This is a genomic window from Pseudomonas abietaniphila (genome assembly GCF_039697315.1).
Classification (GTDB): domain Bacteria; phylum Pseudomonadota; class Gammaproteobacteria; order Pseudomonadales; family Pseudomonadaceae; genus Aquipseudomonas; species Aquipseudomonas abietaniphila_B.
The window spans coordinates 3313931-3330079 of the sequence record NZ_CP155619.1 but is presented as its reverse complement, the minus strand read 5'-3'; the positions used below and the strand labels follow the sequence as shown (position 1 = coordinate 3330079).

At 60.1% G+C, this 16149-nt stretch carries 15 protein-coding genes; 10 read left to right on the top strand and 5 right to left on the bottom strand.

Annotated elements, in window-relative coordinates; translation table 11 throughout:
* Positions 1–3 precede the first annotated feature (3 nt).
* The 4 genes from ABDX87_RS14840 to ppx all read left to right on the top strand — a co-directional run bounded on the left by ABDX87_RS14840 (position 4) and on the right by ppx (position 3747).
* Positions 4–669, top strand: coding sequence for an amino acid ABC transporter permease (locus ABDX87_RS14840; RefSeq protein WP_346828566.1), 666 nt, complete (start codon positions 4–6; stop codon positions 667–669).
* Positions 666–1316, top strand: coding sequence for an amino acid ABC transporter permease (locus ABDX87_RS14835; protein WP_346833521.1), 651 nt, complete (start codon positions 666–668; stop codon positions 1314–1316). The genes ABDX87_RS14840 and ABDX87_RS14835 overlap by 4 nt, the downstream gene beginning before the upstream one ends.
* Positions 1303–2037 (top strand): amino acid ABC transporter ATP-binding protein, encoded by a 735-nt coding sequence (locus ABDX87_RS14830; RefSeq protein WP_346828565.1) that lies wholly within the window; start codon positions 1303–1305, stop codon positions 2035–2037. The genes ABDX87_RS14835 and ABDX87_RS14830 overlap by 14 nt, the downstream gene beginning before the upstream one ends.
* A 207-nt stretch (positions 2038–2244) precedes the next feature.
* Positions 2245–3747 (top strand): exopolyphosphatase, encoded by a 1503-nt coding sequence (ppx, locus tag ABDX87_RS14825; protein WP_346828564.1) that lies wholly within the window; start codon positions 2245–2247, stop codon positions 3745–3747.
* On the opposite strand, the gene ppk1 is transcribed toward ppx, so the two are convergent.
* Positions 3734–5956: a polyphosphate kinase 1 gene (ppk1, locus tag ABDX87_RS14820; RefSeq protein WP_346828563.1), complete on the bottom strand. Its 2223-nt coding sequence runs from the start codon at positions 5954–5956 to the stop codon at positions 3734–3736. The genes ppx and ppk1 overlap by 14 nt on opposite strands.
* 648 nt (positions 5957–6604) lie before the next feature.
* On the opposite strand from ppk1, the gene ABDX87_RS14815 reads away from it, so the two are divergent.
* Positions 6605–7225: a DedA family protein gene (locus ABDX87_RS14815; protein ID WP_346828562.1), complete on the top strand. Its 621-nt coding sequence runs from the start codon at positions 6605–6607 to the stop codon at positions 7223–7225.
* On the opposite strand, the gene ABDX87_RS14810 is transcribed toward ABDX87_RS14815, so the two are convergent.
* Positions 7203–8441 carry a sterol desaturase family protein gene (locus ABDX87_RS14810; protein ID WP_346828561.1) on the bottom strand — a complete coding sequence of 413 codons (1239 nt, stop codon included), beginning with the start codon at positions 8439–8441 and terminating at the stop codon, positions 7203–7205. The genes ABDX87_RS14815 and ABDX87_RS14810 overlap by 23 nt on opposite strands.
* Positions 8442–8629: 188 nt before the next feature.
* Between ABDX87_RS14810 and elbB the strand changes: the two genes are divergently transcribed.
* A complete protein-coding gene (gene elbB, locus ABDX87_RS14805; RefSeq protein WP_346828560.1) occupies positions 8630–9310 on the top strand; it encodes an isoprenoid biosynthesis glyoxalase ElbB in 681 nt (226 codons plus the stop codon).
* A gap of 7 nt (positions 9311–9317) precedes the next feature.
* Here the strand turns inward: elbB and ABDX87_RS14800 are convergent, their stop codons facing one another.
* Together ABDX87_RS14800 and ABDX87_RS14795 are read right to left on the bottom strand one after the other, a co-directional pair.
* Positions 9318–9770, bottom strand: a complete 453-nt coding sequence (locus ABDX87_RS14800) for a YaiI/YqxD family protein (protein ID WP_346828559.1) — start codon at positions 9768–9770, stop codon at positions 9318–9320.
* Between the two features lie 124 nt (positions 9771–9894).
* Positions 9895–11793 carry a cytochrome c/FTR1 family iron permease gene (locus ABDX87_RS14795; RefSeq protein ID WP_346828558.1) on the bottom strand — a complete coding sequence of 633 codons (1899 nt, stop codon included), beginning with the start codon at positions 11791–11793 and terminating at the stop codon, positions 9895–9897.
* Positions 11794–12154: 361 nt separating this feature from the next.
* Between ABDX87_RS14795 and ABDX87_RS14790 the strand changes: the two genes are divergently transcribed.
* Genes ABDX87_RS14790 through ABDX87_RS14775 form a run of 4 tightly spaced genes read left to right on the top strand, consistent with a single transcriptional unit; the run spans position 12155 to position 15320 of the window.
* Positions 12155–13558 carry a COG3014 family protein gene (locus tag ABDX87_RS14790; RefSeq protein WP_346828557.1) on the top strand — a complete coding sequence of 468 codons (1404 nt, stop codon included), beginning with the start codon at positions 12155–12157 and terminating at the stop codon, positions 13556–13558.
* A 13-nt stretch (positions 13559–13571) separates the two neighbouring features.
* A complete protein-coding gene (locus tag ABDX87_RS14785; protein ID WP_346828556.1) occupies positions 13572–13943 on the top strand; it encodes a YcfL family protein in 372 nt (123 codons plus the stop codon).
* 36 nt (positions 13944–13979) lie between these two features.
* Complete coding sequence (gene lpoB, locus ABDX87_RS14780) at positions 13980–14573, top strand: penicillin-binding protein activator LpoB (RefSeq protein WP_346828555.1); 594 nt, start codon at positions 13980–13982, stop codon at positions 14571–14573.
* Positions 14574–14576: 3 nt separating this feature from the next.
* Positions 14577–15320, top strand: a complete 744-nt coding sequence (locus ABDX87_RS14775; protein ID WP_346828554.1) for a penicillin-binding protein activator LpoB — start codon at positions 14577–14579, stop codon at positions 15318–15320.
* 132 nt (positions 15321–15452) lie between these two features.
* On the opposite strand, the gene ABDX87_RS14770 is transcribed toward ABDX87_RS14775, so the two are convergent.
* Positions 15453–16079, bottom strand: a complete 627-nt coding sequence (locus tag ABDX87_RS14770) for a LysE family transporter (RefSeq protein ID WP_346828553.1) — start codon at positions 16077–16079, stop codon at positions 15453–15455.
* Between the last annotated feature and the right edge of the window lie 70 nt (positions 16080–16149).

Genomic DNA, 16149 nt, shown 5'->3' with positions numbered 1-16149 from the left:
TAGATGGCTTATCAGTTCGACTTCATTCCGGTCCTGCAAAACGCTGACTTGCTGCTGCGCGGAGCCTTGTTCACGCTGGAGCTGACGGCCATCGGCACCTTGCTCGGCATCAGCGTGGGCATCGTGGGCGCGATTGTCAGAGCCTGGAAGATCCAGCCCTTCTCGGCGATCTTCGGGGTCTACGTCGAGCTGATACGCAACACGCCGTTTCTCGTGCAGCTTTTCTTCATCTTTTTCGGGTTGCCTTCATTGGGCGTGCAGATTTCCGAGTGGCAGGCCGCAGTGCTGGCGATGGTGATCAACCTGGGCGCTTACTCCACGGAGATCATCCGGGCCGGCGTCCAGGCGATACCTCGCGGACAACTGGAGGCATCGGCCGCACTGGCGATGACGCGTTTCGAGACCTTTCGCTACGTGGTGCTAGTGCCCGCGCTGGGCAAAGTGTGGCCGGCACTGAGCAGCCAGATCATCATCGTCATGCTCGGTTCTGCCGTCTGTTCGCAGATCGCCACCGAGGAGCTGAGCTTCGCCGCGAACTTCATTCAGTCGCGCAACTTCCGCGCATTCGAGACGTACATCATCACCACGCTGATTTACCTGTGCATGGCCCTGCTGATTCGTCAGTTGCTGGCATGGATCGGTCGTCGCTACATCGCGAGGAACAGCTGATGGATTTCACACTCTGGGACATCGTGCGCAACCTGCTCACGGGCCTGCAATGGACGCTGGCCCTGTCGCTGGTGGCCTTCATCGGCGGCGGAGTGATCGGCTTGCTGGTCATGACGATGCGCATCTCGGACACCCCGGCGCTTCGCACCCTCGCCCGCTGTTACATCGAGCTGTTTCAGGGCACGCCGCTGCTGATGCAGCTGTTTATGGTGTTCTTCGGTGTGGCGTTGATGGGCGTGGACATTTCGCCGTGGCTCGCAGCAGCACTGGCATTGACGCTGTTCACCAGCGCGTATCTGGCCGAAATCTGGCGGGGCTGCGTCGAGTCGATTTCCAATGGTCAATGGGAAGCATCGGCCAGCCTGGCGCTCACGCCATTCGAGCAACTGCGCTATGTGATCCTGCCGCAAGCGTTGCGCATCGCAGTGGCGCCAACGGTGGGTTTCTCGGTGCAAGTGGTCAAAGGCACCGCCGTGACCTCGATCATCGGCTTTACCGAGCTGACCAAAACCGGCGGCATGCTCGCCAACGCTACGTTCCAGCCTTTCATGGTCTACGGCTTCGTCGCCCTGGGCTACTTCCTGCTTTGCTATCCGTTGTCGCTCAGCGCGCGCTACCTGGAAAGGAGACTTCATGCCTCTGCTTAGAATTTCCGCCCTGCACAAATATTACGGCGACCACCACGTGCTCAAAGGCATCGACCTCACCGTCGAGGAAGGTCAGGTCGTGGCGATCATCGGTCGCAGCGGTTCGGGCAAAAGCACGTTGCTGCGCACGCTTAACGGCCTCGAGTCGATAAACGACGGTGTGATCGAAGTCGATGGCGAATACCTGGACGCCGCACGCGCGGATCTGCGCAGCCTTCGGCAGAAGGTCGGCATGGTCTTCCAGCAGTTCAACCTGTTTCCGCACCTGACGGTCGGCGAGAACGTCATGCTCGCGCCGCAGGTGGTCAAAAAGGCCTCCAAGGCAGAAGCGACCAAGCTGGCCAAGGAGATGCTCAACCGTGTGGGGCTGGGTGAGAAATTCGATGCGTTTCCGGATCGCCTGTCGGGCGGCCAGCAGCAACGCGTCGCCATCGCTCGTGCCCTGGCGATGTCGCCAAAGGTGCTGCTGTGCGACGAAATCACCTCGGCGCTAGACCCTGAGCTGGTCAACGAAGTGCTGAGCGTGGTGCGCGAGTTGGCCAAAGACGGCATGACGCTGATCATGGTGACCCACGAAATGCGCTTTGCCCGGGAAGTGGGCGACAAGCTGGTGTTCATGCATCAGGGCAAAGTGCACGAGGTGGGCGATCCGCGGGAATTGATGGCCAACCCGAAAACGCCTGAGCTGGCGAACTTCATCGGGTCCGTCGAACAGGCATAAAGACACCACAACGTGTAGGAGCAGGCTTGCTGGCGAACTCGGTCGCATGGCGGCATCTGCGGTGCATGACAATCCGCGTTCGCCACCGTCGTAACCTCCTGCAGCTCCCACAGGAAATCTGCGCCAGGCATGGATATCAGTTTCCCCGTTTGGCGGCAGTGATGGATCGTGGCACGATGTCGGGGTTATCGACCGAGACTTTTCACCATGCCGCCATCCACCGCCAAAAATCTCTCGCTGATCGCCGCGATCGACTTGGGCTCCAACAGCTTTCATATGGTTGTTGCCAAAGCTAATCAGGGCGAAATCCGCATCCTTGAGCGGCTCGGCGAGAAAGTGCAGCTGGCCGCCGGAATCGACGATGAGCGCCAGCTCAGCGAAGAATCCATGCAGCGCGGGCTCGATTGTCTGAAGCGTTTTGCCCAACTGATCAACGGTATGCCCAGCGGCGCCGTACGAATCGTAGGCACCAACGCCCTGCGCGAAGCGCGCAACCGCAACGAATTCATTCACCGCGCCGAAGAAATCCTTGGCCATCCGGTTGAAGTGATTTCCGGTCGTGAAGAAGCGCGTCTGATCTATCTGGGTGTGTCCCATACGCTGGCGGACACTCCGGGCAAGCGCCTGGTCGCCGACATTGGCGGCGGCAGCACCGAGTTCATCATCGGCCAGCGTTTCGAGCCGCTGCTGCGTGAAAGCCTGCAGATGGGCTGCGTCAGCTTCACTCAGCGCTATTTCAAAGACGGCAAGATCACCCCGGCCCGCTACGCCCAGGCGTACACGGCAGCGCGGCTGGAGATCATGAGCATCGAGCACGCCCTGCATCGCTTGAAGTGGGATGAAGCCATCGGCTCGTCCGGTACGATCCGCGCTATCGGCCTGGCGTTGAAAGCAGGCGGCCACGGCAACGGTGAAGTCAACGCGGAGGGCCTTGCCTGGCTCAAACGCAAACTGATGAAGCTCGGCGATGTGGACAAGATCGACTTCGAAGGCCTGAAACCCGACCGTCGCGCGATTTTTCCAGCGGGTCTTGCCATTCTCGAAGCGATCTTCGACGCCCTTGAACTGCAGCGGATGGACCACTGCGAAGGCGCGTTGCGTGAAGGCGTGCTGTATGACCTGCTCGGTCGCCATCACCACGAAGACGTGCGTGAACGCACCCTGAGCTCACTGATGGACCGTTATCACGTCGATCTGGAACAGGCTGCGCGCGTTGAGCGCAAAGCGCTGTCTGCGCTGGAGCAGGTGGCAAAGGCATGGGATCTGGAAGACGACCTGTACCGCGAGTTGCTGAGCTGGGCGGCCAAGGTGCATGAAGTGGGTCTGGACATCGCCCACTATCACTACCACAAGCACGGTGCGTATCTGATCGAGCACTCCGATCTGGCCGGTTTCTCACGCGAAGACCAACAAATGCTCGCGCTGCTGGTGCGCGGCCATCGTCGCAACATTCCCAAGGACAAGTTCGCCGAGTTTGGCGATGAAGGCGTCAAGCTGATTCGTCTGTGCGTGCTGCTGCGCTTTGCGATCCTGTTTCACCACATTCGCGGCACCCAAGAGATGCCGCAGCCGGTGTTGACCGCCGACGGAAATAACCTCGACATCCTGTTCCCGGATGGCTGGCTGGAAAACAACCAGCTGACTCAGGCCGACTTCGGCCTGGAAGCCGAGTGGCTGACCCGAGTCGGCATCGTCCTCAGCGTACGCTGAGGACCGGGTTGCTCAGCTTTTCCAGAAGCGACGCCTGCACGTTGCGGGCGTTCTGGTTGCCGGTCGGCGTGCTGCGGATGTAGCGCCCGTCCGGCTGCAACAGCCAGCTGTGGGTGTTGTCCGTCAGATACCCTTCCAATTCCTTCTTCACGCGCAGAATCAGCTTCTTGCCCTCCACCGGGAAGCAGGTCTCGACACGCTTGTCGAGGTTGCGCTCCATCCAGTCGGCACTGGACAGGAACATCTGCTCGTCGCCGCCATTGAGGAAGTAGAAGACGCGCGTGTGCTCCAGGAACCGCCCGATGATCGAACGCACCTGAATATTGTGCGACACACCCGGCACGCCCGGACGCAGGCAGCACATGCCGCGCACTACCAGGTCAATCTTCACGCCCGTCTGACTGGCCTTGTACAACGCGCGGATGATCTTCGGATCGGTCAAGGAGTTGAACTTGGCGATGATGTGCGCAGGCTTGCCCTCGGCCGCGAACTGGGTTTCGCGGGCAATCATGTCGAGCATGCCTTTCTTGAGGGTGAATGGCGCGTGCAGCAGCTTTTTCATGCGCAGCGTCTTGCCCATGCCGATCAGTTGACTGAACAGTTTGCCGACGTCTTCGCACAAGGCATCGTCGGAGGTCAGCAGGCTGTAGTCGGTGTACAGGCGCGCGTTACCGGCATGGTAGTTGCCCGTGCCCAGATGCGCATAACGAACGATCTCGCCCGCCTCGCGGCGCAGGATCAGCATCATCTTGGCGTGCGTCTTGAAGCCGACAACGCCGTAGATCACCACCGCGCCCGCCGCTTGCAGCCGGCTGGCGAGTTGAAGGTTGGACTCTTCATCGAACCGTGCACGCAGTTCGATGACGGCGGTCACTTCCTTGCCATTACGCGCGGCGTCCACCAACGCATCGACGATTTCCGAGTTGGCACCGCTGCGATACAGCGTCTGACGCACGGCCAGCACGTGAGGGTCTTTCGCTGCCTGACGCAGCAAATCCACGACCGGCGTGAACGACTCGAAAGGGTGCAGCAGCAGAATGTCCTGCTTGCTGATCACGTTGAAGATGTTTTCGCTGTTCTGCAGCAGCTTCGGAATGGCCGGCGTGAACGGCGCATATTGCAGCTCTGGATGACTGTCCAGGCCAGTGATGCTGAATAGGCGCGTCAGGTTCACCGGACCGTTGACCTGGTAGAGCTCGGTCTCGCTCAGGTTGAACTGCTTGAGCAGGTAGTCAGACAGCTGTTTCGGGCACGTGTCGGCGACCTCAAGGCGCACCGCGTCACCATAGCGACGGGAGAATAATTCGCCACGTAGCGCGCGCGCCAGGTCTTCGACGTCTTCGGAATCCAGCGCCAGGTCAGCGTTACGGGTCAGACGGAACTGATAGCAGCCCTTGACCTTCATGCCCTGGAACAGGTCATCGGCGTGGGCGTGAATCATCGACGACAGGAACACGTAGTTGTCGCCCGGTCCGCCGACGTCTTCCGGCACCCTGATGATGCGCGGCAGCAGACGCGGCGCAGGAATGATCGCCAGACCCGAGTCACGACCGAAGGCATCGACACCTTCCAGCTCGACAATGAAGTTCAGCGACTTGTTCACCAAGAGCGGGAACGGGTGCGTAGGATCCAGGCCGATCGGTGTGATGATCGGTGCGATTTCATCGCGGAAATAGCGACGAACCCAGGTTTTCAGCTTAGCGGTCCAGTTACGACGACGGATGAAGCGCACCTGATGCTTCTCAAGCTCGGGCAACAGGATGTCGTTGAGGATGGCGTACTGCCGGTCAACGTGGCCGTGCACCAGCTCGCTGATGCGCGCCAGCGCCTGGTGCGGCTGGAGGCCGTCGGCACCCGCCTGTTCGCGGGCAAAGGTGATTTGCTTCTTCAGGCCTGCGACACGAATTTCGAAGAATTCATCCAGGTTGCTGGAGAAAATCAGCAGGAACTTGAGCCGCTCAAGCAGTGGATAGGACTCGTCCAGTGCCTGTTCCAGTACGCGAATGTTGAACTGCAACTGCGACAACTCGCGGTGGATGTAGAGACTGCTGTCATCCAGGTTGGGAATCACCAGGGCGGGCATGACCGGCGGCGCGGGCTCCAGCGCTGGCACCACCTCGATGGTCGGCTCGACCATCGAGGTGACTTCCTGAGTCAGGACCTGGGGTTCAATTTCAACGGCGGCTTCGGTAGTTCCTTCGGTGCTCATGAATAATCCTGTAAGGCAAACGCCCTTGTAACAGTTGGGCCGCGCGAACGGCGAGTGAGGTCGACATGCCGTCTGCGCCACAACAGTGGTGACGTCCAGCGTCCTGAGCCAGTCACGCCCTCGACGGGTTTGCGGTGACGATGGCCCTGTCCCGGGCAAGAGAATGATCTGACAGACCCGCAGGGCGACGCTTGACGCGCGTTAACTCCCCACGCTACGCATTTCTCGGCGTCCTGCAAGCCCAAATCGCAGCGTCCGGTGATGACGTCAGTCGGCATCCGCGTGATTGCAGACATAGAAGGCGGCGAAAGAAAGTGTGAAACGTCTGCCGACGGCAGGTCATTCCCGACCGCTGGGCAGGACGCATCAGCGCGAACAGATAAGAGGAATGGTCGAGATCGAGGAGTGAGGGCAACGCGCACGAAATGCTCCCGAGCCCATGCAATCGGGCAAGCGTGACATTTATAAGCCTCCATTATGACGCTTACGTGACAGTATCAATTTCGACAAATACCGCAGGACGCAAACCCGCTTTCTAGACGACGAATCCGCATGACCTGTAAGAAAGTTTAACGCCGTGACACATTTGCACACTTTCCTGAATGCCTTCGGCGAGTTAGGCTGCGCGTTCATTTCGCCAGCACCCAAATGATGCTCCAGCATTTTTTACAAGAATTTGGCTACTTCGCCCTTTTCCTCGGCACCTTTTTCGAAGGCGAGACCATTCTTGTTCTTGCCGGATTTCTTGCGTTTCGTGGGTACATGGACATCAATCTGGTCGTGGTGGTTGCCTTCTTCGGCAGCTACGCAGGCGATCAGCTCTGGTATTTCATGGGGCGCAAGCACGGTCGCAAACTTCTGGCCCGGAAACCGCGCTGGCAGATGCTTGGCGACCGCGCGCTGGAGCATATCCGCAAACACCCGGACATCTGGGTGCTGAGCTTCCGTTTTGTGTATGGCCTGCGCACGGTCATGCCGGTGGCGATTGGCTTGTCCGGCTATCCGCCAGGTCGCTATTTGTTGCTTAACGGTATCGGGGCGGCAGTATGGGCGGCAGCGCTGGGCGCGGCTGCCTATAAATTTGGTGCCGTGCTGGAAGGCCTACTGGGTAACGTCAAGAAATACGAGCTGTGGGTTCTCGGCGCTCTGCTGCTGATCGGCGGTCTGTTGTGGATACGCCGTCGCATCAAGAGCGCGCGCATTGCCCGTGAAGCCAAACTGGCCGCCGTACCGGCCACGGTCGACGTCAAGAACCGGCCAGACGAGTGAAACGCCCCCGAGCGCAATACACTGCGATTGCGCTCAACGCGGTGTAAGTCAGCAAGACTGACCATCCCAATGAAGTGACCGGCCACAGACCCACCAAGGGTGCCAACGCCATCAACGGCAGGTTCGCCGCCAGCCTCAACCCCTCAAGCTTCAACGTCGCCGGCCTGTTCTCCAGCGCCGCGCCAAACACGAACAATCCCCATGCGACCCACGCCCAACCCACGATCAGTGCCGGCCACGGCAACACGTCGCCGTTGGACAGCAGATAGCTGCCGAGCAGGGTGTACAGCGCGAACTGAATGCCGACGTACAGCTGCTGCGCCAGGCTCAGTGGCACATCGAATTTGCGGAACTGACTCAAATCCGGCTTGGTCATGGGGTATCGGGCCGCGACATCGGCGGGTCGCCATCCGGTGGGCATGAACCAGATCCTCAGCTTGTCGCGCCAGGACGTCGTACGCCGTGCATCCGCCGCCAGCTGGGCATAGAACTGCACGTTGGCCCACAGCGGGCTCCAGCTTCTCAACGGCGTCGTCACACCGAAAATCGGCGGCTCTTCGTCCAGCTCCTCCTGAAATGTGCCAAACAGTCGGTCCCAAACAATGAACACCCCGCCGTAGTTGCGATCCATGTAGATAAGGTTCTGTGCATGATGGGCACGGTGATTGGACGGCGTGACGAAGATCCATTCGAACCAACCGAGCTTGGGAATGTGCCGCGTGTGGACCCAGAACTGATACAGCAGATTGAGCGAAGCAACCGCGACGAACACCACCAGCGGCACGCCGATGACGGCCAGCGGAAGGTAGAAGATCCAGCTCAGAAGAAACCCGGTGCTGGTCTGGCGCAAGGCGGTCGAAAGGTTGTAGTCCTCGCTCTGGTGATGCACCGAATGCGCCGCCCAGAGGATGTTGCGCTCATGGCCCAGACGGTGCAGCCAGTAGTAGCAGAGGTCGTAGAGAATGAAGGCGAACACCCAGACCCAGACGCTTTCGGCAGACAGCCGCCACAGCGTGAGATGATCCAGCGCGAAGGCATACGTCACCAGCCCCACGCCCTTGGTCAACAAGCCTGTGGTGGTCGACAACACGCCGGTGCTCAGGCTGTTGATCGCGTCCGCGACCCGGTAGTTATTGACCTTGCGCCAGTGATCGGCGAGAAGTTCGACAGCGATCAGCACAAAGAAAAACGGCACTGCGTACAGAATGAAATTCATCAACGCCACCCAGCGACGAAACCTCGAAGATTAGGCGCGGCCACGGGAAAACCCTATGGCAACGAATGACAAATTAGTAGACATTTGACGACATCGCTGGCCCGGCGAGCGAGTTGCCGGACGCCATGGAAAACGACAGCACCGGCGGCCCGCAACGTTCTGGATCGCCCACGAGAGGGAGCACATGCATGAGCAAGAAAGTGGCCGTCATTCTTTCAGGTTGCGGCGTCCAGGACGGCGCAGAAATCCATGAGAGCGTGCTCACCCTGCTGCGCCTGAACCAGCGTGGCGCCGAGGTAAAGTGCTTTGCGCCGAACATTGCGCAACATCACGTCATCAACCACCTGACCGGCGAAGAAATGCCCGAAACCCGCAACGTGCTGGTGGAATCGGCACGCATCGCTCGTGGGGACATCGAAGACATCCGCGAAGCCGACATCAGCGAATTCGACGCACTGATCATCCCCGGCGGCTTCGGCGCCGCGAAGAACCTCTCCAACTTCGCCGCCGAAGGCTCCAGCTGCAAGGTTCAGGCTGAGGTGCTCGCCATGGCTGAAGCGTTTGCCGAAGCGGGCAAACCCATTGGCCTGATCTGCGTCTCGCCGGCGCTTGCCGCGAAGATCTACGGCCCGGGCGTCACCTGTACCATCGGCAACGATCCTGACACCGCCGCCAAGATCACCAAAATGGGCGGTAACCATGAACAATGCGACGTCGCCGACATCGTCGAAGACAAGGACCGCAAACTGGTCAGCACGCCGGGTTACATGGTCGCCAAATCGATCGGCGAAGCAGCGGCGGGCATCAACAAGCTCGTGGATCGGGTGCTGGAGTTGGTGCAGGAGAACGAGGAACGGGCTTCGACCTGACGGTCAGTCAGCCTCGCACCAACCGGGTCAAGATCCGGTCCAGCGAGTTGGCGAAGGCCTGCTTTTCACGATCGCCATAGGTGCCCTGCCCGCCTCCCGCCTGTCCTTGTTCGCGCAGGTCGGTGAACAGGTTGCGAACCGCCAGCCGCTCACCCATGTTCTGGGCATCGAACTCCTTGCCTCGCGGGTCCAGCGCGGCAACGCCCTTCTTCACCAGACGATCCGCGAGCGGAACGTCGCTGCAGATCACCAACTCCCCCGGAACGGCGTGCTCCACCAGGTAGTCGTCGGCAGCGTCGGGACCGCTGGGCACCACGATCAGCTTGACCAGCGCATACGAAGGCCGGGGTACGGCTTGACCCGCCACCAGCACGACCTCGAACTGACGCTTGAGGGCGAACTTGACCACCTGATCTCTTGCCGCTTTGGGGCAAGCATCGGCGTCGATCCAGACACGCATAGGTTTTATCTCAGATTGAACACAGACCCTGCAGGAGTGAGCGTGCTCGCGATCGCGGTGCATCAGGCGACATCGATGTGAACGGCCCATCGTGATCGCGAGCACGCTCACTCCTACAGATTATTCAGGCGGTTTCGGTCCGACGCCTCTCCGCCCATCGGCTTCTGCCATACAGCACCGCAATCGCGACCAACGCCACAGTCTGTGCCGCCAATGAGTAGGCATCGGCATGGATGCCCAGCCAATCGAACTCGAAGAACGGCACCGGACGGGTCCCGAAAATTCCGGCCTCTTGCAGCGCCTTGACGCCATGACCGGCGAACACCACCGACAAGGCACACAACAGCGCCGCATTGATACCGAAGAACATGGCCAGCGGCAACTTGGCCGAGCCACGAAGAATCACCCACGCCAACCCGATCAGCAGCACGAGCGCCGTCGCGCCGCCAGCCAATACAGCGTTATGCCCGGCGGGACCTGCTTGCAACCACAAGGTTTCGTAGAACAGGATCACTTCGAACAGCTCGCGGTAGACCGAGAAAAACGCCAGCACCGCGAAGCCGAAGCGCCCGCCACCGCCAACCAGGCTGGTCTTGATGTAATCCTGCCAAGCGGCGGCGTGACGGCGGTCATGCATCCACACGCCGAGCCACAACACCATGACGCTGGCGAACAATGCGGTCGCCCCCTCCAGCAATTCGCGCTGGGAGCCGCTGACATCGATCACATACGCAGCCAACGCCCAAGTCCCCAGCCCTGCCAGCAACGCCAGGCCCCAACCCACGTTGACGCTGCGCACAGCCGATTGCTGCCCGGTATTGCGCAGGAACGCCAGGATCGCCGCCAGCACCAGAATCGCTTCCAGACCTTCTCGCAACAGGATCAACAGGCCGGAAATGAAGCTCAACGAAGTGCTCAGGCCATCGTTGCCCAAGAGACTCGCCGAGGCCTTGAGCTTGAGCTTCGCCGCCTCAAGCTTTTGTGCAGCCTGGGCAACGGGCAAGCCGTCCTGCAACGATTGCCGATAGGCCATCAACGCCTTCTCGGTGTCCTTGCGCACATTGGCGTCGACGTTATCCAGTGAACTTTCCACCAGCTCGAAGCCTTCCAGGTAGGCCGCCACGGACAAGTCGTAAGCCTGTTCGCGGTCGCCGGACTGATAAGCCGCCAGGCTCTTGTCCAGCGTCATGCTGGTGTAATCGAGCAACTGCGCAGGACCCCGCTGAACCTGCGGCGGCTGAGCGCGTTGAGCCCGGAATGCCGCTGCAGCTTGCGGGCCTTCAGCGGCACTGATTTCAGCCGGCGTTTGCCGAGCCAGATCGGCGAGATTGAATGTCTGGCCCTGAACGGCAGCGGCGGCATCGGCGCTGAAGCTTGCGATGTAAGTCGCCACGTCCCAACGCTGGCGATCATCGAGCTGATCGGCGAACGAAGGCATATCCGTGCCTTCGATACCCAATCCGAGCGTGTTGTAGATGTCATAGAGGCTCAGCCGGTCCAGCCGCGCCGCATCACGCAGGTTGGCAGGAGGCGGCGTCAGGCCGATTCCCGCGGGGCCGTCGCCCGCCCCCGCGTCGCCATGACAGACCGAGCAATGCTGCGCGTACAGCGGCGCGCCTCGTGCGGCATCCGGCGTAATCACCGGCGCCTGACTCACCTCATAAGCAACGGCCAGCTTCGCGCCCAGTTGCCGGGCCTGACGCGCAACCTGCGCACCGTCCTGCTTTTGCTCGACTGCGATTTGCAACGCTTTGACGCCCTGCTCCAGCGCTGCGCGTTCGGCCCGCGCCGGCAGCGCAATGATCAGCCCTTCCAGCGCGCCGAGAAACTCGACCTGCTCCTTGTACTCGGCATCATCCACGACCTTGCCGTCGGAGACGGTGGGCGGATAGTCCGCACTGACGTAGTCCAGCAGGTGCAATGCCTGGGCAGCACCGTCCACAGTGTCTGCCCAGGCGTGAGTGCCGAGCAGGCTCAGCACGGTCAGAACCAGCCGGGCCATGAAGCGGGAGGGGGAAAACATGAGTACATCTCAGATTCAAATGCGAAGGGTTGTCATTGTTCATGTACAACGTCGCGCACTCAAGTCTCGTCTCACTGAAAGGCAACTTTATCGTCGCTTATCTCACGAACGGCGATCAGGGGCTGGAGGGGCATTCGGTACCGCGCAAAAGTGAGACGCACGTGTCAGAAGCTTCTGAAACTGTTGTGAGATATCAAAAAGCCATTGTTTTGAGCGTTGCTCTCTTTATAATCCCCGCCGCCATCCCGCAAGCCTCACGTTCTTGCTGATCGCATCACGCCGAGGCACCGCGCCTCACACTCACGGATTCGCATGACCGGGCGCTCTCAAGCCAGCCTGGTTCATTCAAGGATTGATCTGGATGTCTTCCCGCGCATTGATTGCACTCGCACTGATCGCGACCGTGCAACTGACTGGTTGTGCCGCTTTCCGTAATTACGACACCGAACTGCAGCAGACCAACCAGCAGCTGAGCGCCGGCAACGTGGACGGGGCGCTGATGATCCTGGAGAAGAACAACTCTGGCGACGACAAAGACCTGCTCTATTACTTTGAGAAAGGTGAACTGTTGCGCTCCCGGGGCGACATTCCCGGCAGCCAGACCGCCTGGCGCCACGCCGACCAGACCGTCCTGGCCTGGGAAGACTCGGTAAAACTCGACAGCGGCAAATACCTCGCCCAGTTTGGAAGCTTCCTCGTCAACGACAAAGTGCGTCGCTACGAAGGCTATGACTACGAGAAAGTCATGCTGACCACGCAGATGGCGCTGAACCTGCTGGCGCAGAACGATTTCGACGGTGCTCGCACCGAGATCAAGAAGACCCATGAGCGCGAAGCCGTCATTGCCGAGCTGCGCGACAAGCAATACCTCAAGAGTGAAGACGAGGCCAAAAGCCAGGGCGTGACGACTCAGTACAAGGACCTGAGGGGTTATCCCGTCGAGTCCCTTGATGCACCCGAAGTGGTAGGCCTGAAGAACAGCTATCAAAGCGCATTCAGCCACTACCTGTCCGGCTTCGTCTATGAAGCGCTGGGCGAAAAAGACCTCGCGGCTCCAGGCTACCGTCAGGCTGCCGAACTGCGCCCGAACACGCCCTTTCTGGATCAGGCACTGCTGAACCTGGATGCCGCTGGCAGCAAGAACACCGCGACCGAGGGCAGTGAGGTCCTGATCGTCGTGCAGACCGGCTTCGCGCCGGCACGTGACTCGGTTCGCATCCCGCTGCCATTACCGATCAGCAACAATCTGGTGATCACCCCTCTGTCGTTCCCGGTCGTCAAAGCCGACACATCGACACCGTTTTTCAATCAGATCGGTGTCGATGGGCAACCGGTCAATCTCACCGCTCTTAACAGCACCACCGCAATGTCCCGTCGCGCACTGCGTGATGACATGCCCGGCATCATCGTGCGCACCACGGTGCGGGCGATCACCCGGGGCGTGACGCAGAAGAAACTCAACGAAACGAACCCGCTGGCGGGCCTGGCTGTCGGCCTTGCGTCGGCGGTCACCGAAGGCGCAGACACGCGCACCTGGCGCACGCTGCCGGACAACACCCTCGTCGCCCGTATGCGTCTCAAGCCAGGCGAGCATCAGGTGGTTCTGCCGTCCTCGGTCGGCGGCACGCGTGTGCAGCTCAAGATCGACCGCCCTTACCAAGTGATCACGCTGCGCGCCATCGGCAATCAGGTGTACACCAGCGGCCTCGCGGCTCACGTGATGACTTCGAGCCTGCCCCAGGCCGTGGCCGTCAACAAACCCTGAACGGAGACAGTTCATGCGTCACACGATTTTTGGCTTGATCGCACTGGTGTTGCTCGCCGGCTGTGCAACACCACCCCCTCCAGCGCCCGGCAGTGCCGCCAGCAAGGTGGTTGCCATGGGTGATCTGAAAAACATTGATATCGGGCCGATGCGCGTCGCCCGCGAAAACGGCTTCATGACCGTCAACGTTTCGCTGCGCAACACCAGCAGTTACAACAAGACATTGTATTACCGCTTCGCCTGGCTCGGCAGCGACGGGTTCCCCGTCGCCGAGCCGGAAACCTGGAAAAGCCTGACGCTGTATGGCTCGCAGAGCAGCTTCCTGCCCGCCATCGCCCCGGTGCCGAAGGCCTCTGACTTCCGCTTCGAAGTCAAAACCCCTTAATCACCCAAGATTCGCTCAGCCAACGAGATCCCAGACATGCTGTCCACCTTTCGTCTTTCGCTCATCGCTGCCGTCGCCCTGCTGGTCACCGGCTGCGCCAACAACTCGCCCACGCTGGGCAGCAAGAACATCAGTTACGGCGACACCAAGGCCGTTGAAACCGTGACCAACGAGTTCGGCTCTACCGACCTGCAGATGATCGCCGAAAGCATGACCCGCTCGCTTGCCCAGTCCGGCACGCTGCAAGGCCGTCCTGTGGTTCAGGTCTACGACGTCAAGAACAAGACCAGCGAGTACATCGACACACGCGAGATCACCACCTCGATCAAGACCCAGCTGATGAAGTCCGGCACGGCCCGTTTCGCCAGCGACAACACCGACATGCAGAGCCAGGTCGACCAGCTCAAGCTGCAAAATCAGAGCGGCCTGTACAAGCCATCCACCGTCAGTAAAACCGGCAACATGGTTGCCGCCAAATACCGCCTTGAAGGCTCGATCAGCTCGATCGTCAAGCGCAGCAGCGACTATAAGGACGTTTTCTACAAGTTCAGCCTGCAGCTGATCGACGTGGAAAGCGGCATCGCCGAATGGATGGACGAAAAAGAAATCCGCAAGACCACGGAGCGCTAACCAATGCGTGCATGGATCGGCATTCTTGGCCTGCTCACTGCTTTCGGCGTCCAGGCCGCCCCCAAGGTCGCGGTATCGGACATGGCGTACGAACAGCGAGTGGAGGAGTACATCCACACGGTGTCGGCGCAGACCAGCTTTCAGGCCAACGCCTACAGCGCCAGCGGATCGGCCAGTTACAACGAATACGAAGCGCGCACGAGCTACATCGAGCAGAGCGAGCTGCGTAAATTCAGCGGCGACATCAAGGGCGAGATTCTCAAGTCCGGGATGTTTCAACTGGTGCAAGGCACGCCTTACACGGCCAACGCCAAAGAGGACGTGTACGACGTCATCAAGCGGATCAAGAACGGCCACTTCAAGGGTGCCGATTACGTGCTGTTCGGCACGGTGTCAGATATCGACTTCCGCCAGGACGTCAACGAGATCGCCAACACCAACAGTCACTCCGCCGTATTGGGCCTGACGCTGGTGGGGGATTTCAGTTTGATTAATACGCGGACCTACGAAATCACCTCGGCCTTCACCGCCATAGGGGAAGGTCAGGACACCAGGCTGGTCAACGGCAACGATGTCCGCGTCTCGCCCAATCGCGGCCGCGTGGTGCGTGAAGTGTCGAAATCGATCGGGATGGACGTCGCGCGTCAGTTGAGGGAGCAGTTGCGCGGTGAGGTGGAGTATTCGCAGGAACAGCCTGCACCACGCAACAGCCTGCCACGTGACGAGGCGCCGAAGATTTTGCGTTGAACCCCTATGTAAAAGGACCACTGTGAGAGCGAATTCATTCGCGAAGCTATTTATCAGTCGGCACACATGCGTCGGATCTAATGGCCTCTCGCGAATCAATTCGCTCCCACAGGTTTCTGCGCCACGCCTTGATCACGCGCGATGCAAAGTCGCCAGAAACGCCGCCGCACTGACGAATAGCCCGGCAAACGTGCGATTCATGCGTCGCTGCTGCTTCGGCGTCTTGAGCAAACGCAGCACTTTGGACGCCAGTCCGGTATACCCCGCCATCACGATCAGGTCGACGCTGACCATGGTCGCAGCAATGGTCAGATACTGCGGCACCAGTGGCAGATGGGTATCGATGAACTGCGGCAGGATCGCCAGCATGAACACCAGCGCCTTGGGGTTGCTGATGTTGACCAGAAAACCCCGCGCGACCAGCGCCATTGGTTTGCCGATCGGGCGAATGCTCGCGTCGTCAGAGAGATCGCTTGGCAAAGCCCGCCATTGCTTCACACCCAGATACACCAGGTAGGCAACGCCGAACCATTTGATCAGCGTGAACGCCAGCGCCGACGTGGCGAGCACGGCACCCAGGCCTGCGGCGATGATCGCGATCTGAACGATCAGCGCCAATTGCAGACCGAGGGCGTTCCAGTAACCGCGCCAGAACCCATACTGCAGACCACTGGACATCGACGCAATGGCGCCTGCGCCCGGAGAAAGACTGATAACCCAACAAGCGGCGAAAAACGCCAGCCACGTTTCGAGCGACATCACGCACCTCAAGCAAGAGCAAAAACTCGTTCTAACCTAGTGTTTCTGCGACCCAAAGACCAATGATTTC

Coding starts and splice junctions, on each gene's coding strand:
- ABDX87_RS14840 (WP_346828566.1), top strand. CDS start 4: ATGGCTTATCAGTTCGACTTCATTCCGGTCCTGCAAAACGCTGACTTG.
- ABDX87_RS14830 (WP_346828565.1), top strand. CDS start 1,303: ATGCCTCTGCTTAGAATTTCCGCCCTGCACAAATATTACGGCGACCAC.
- ppx (WP_346828564.1), top strand. CDS start 2,245: ATGCCGCCATCCACCGCCAAAAATCTCTCGCTGATCGCCGCGATCGAC.
- ppk1 (WP_346828563.1), bottom strand. CDS start 5,956: ATGAGCACCGAAGGAACTACCGAAGCCGCCGTTGAAATTGAACCCCAG.
- ABDX87_RS14815 (WP_346828562.1), top strand. CDS start 6,605: ATGATGCTCCAGCATTTTTTACAAGAATTTGGCTACTTCGCCCTTTTC.
- ABDX87_RS14810 (WP_346828561.1), bottom strand. CDS start 8,441: ATGAATTTCATTCTGTACGCAGTGCCGTTTTTCTTTGTGCTGATCGCT.
- elbB (WP_346828560.1), top strand. CDS start 8,630: ATGAGCAAGAAAGTGGCCGTCATTCTTTCAGGTTGCGGCGTCCAGGAC.
- ABDX87_RS14800 (WP_346828559.1), bottom strand. CDS start 9,770: ATGCGTGTCTGGATCGACGCCGATGCTTGCCCCAAAGCGGCAAGAGAT.
- ABDX87_RS14795 (WP_346828558.1), bottom strand. CDS start 11,793: ATGTTTTCCCCCTCCCGCTTCATGGCCCGGCTGGTTCTGACCGTGCTG.
- ABDX87_RS14790 (WP_346828557.1), top strand. CDS start 12,155: ATGTCTTCCCGCGCATTGATTGCACTCGCACTGATCGCGACCGTGCAA.
- ABDX87_RS14785 (WP_346828556.1), top strand. CDS start 13,572: ATGCGTCACACGATTTTTGGCTTGATCGCACTGGTGTTGCTCGCCGGC.
- lpoB (WP_346828555.1), top strand. CDS start 13,980: ATGCTGTCCACCTTTCGTCTTTCGCTCATCGCTGCCGTCGCCCTGCTG.
- ABDX87_RS14775 (WP_346828554.1), top strand. CDS start 14,577: ATGCGTGCATGGATCGGCATTCTTGGCCTGCTCACTGCTTTCGGCGTC.
- ABDX87_RS14770 (WP_346828553.1), bottom strand. CDS start 16,079: ATGTCGCTCGAAACGTGGCTGGCGTTTTTCGCCGCTTGTTGGGTTATC.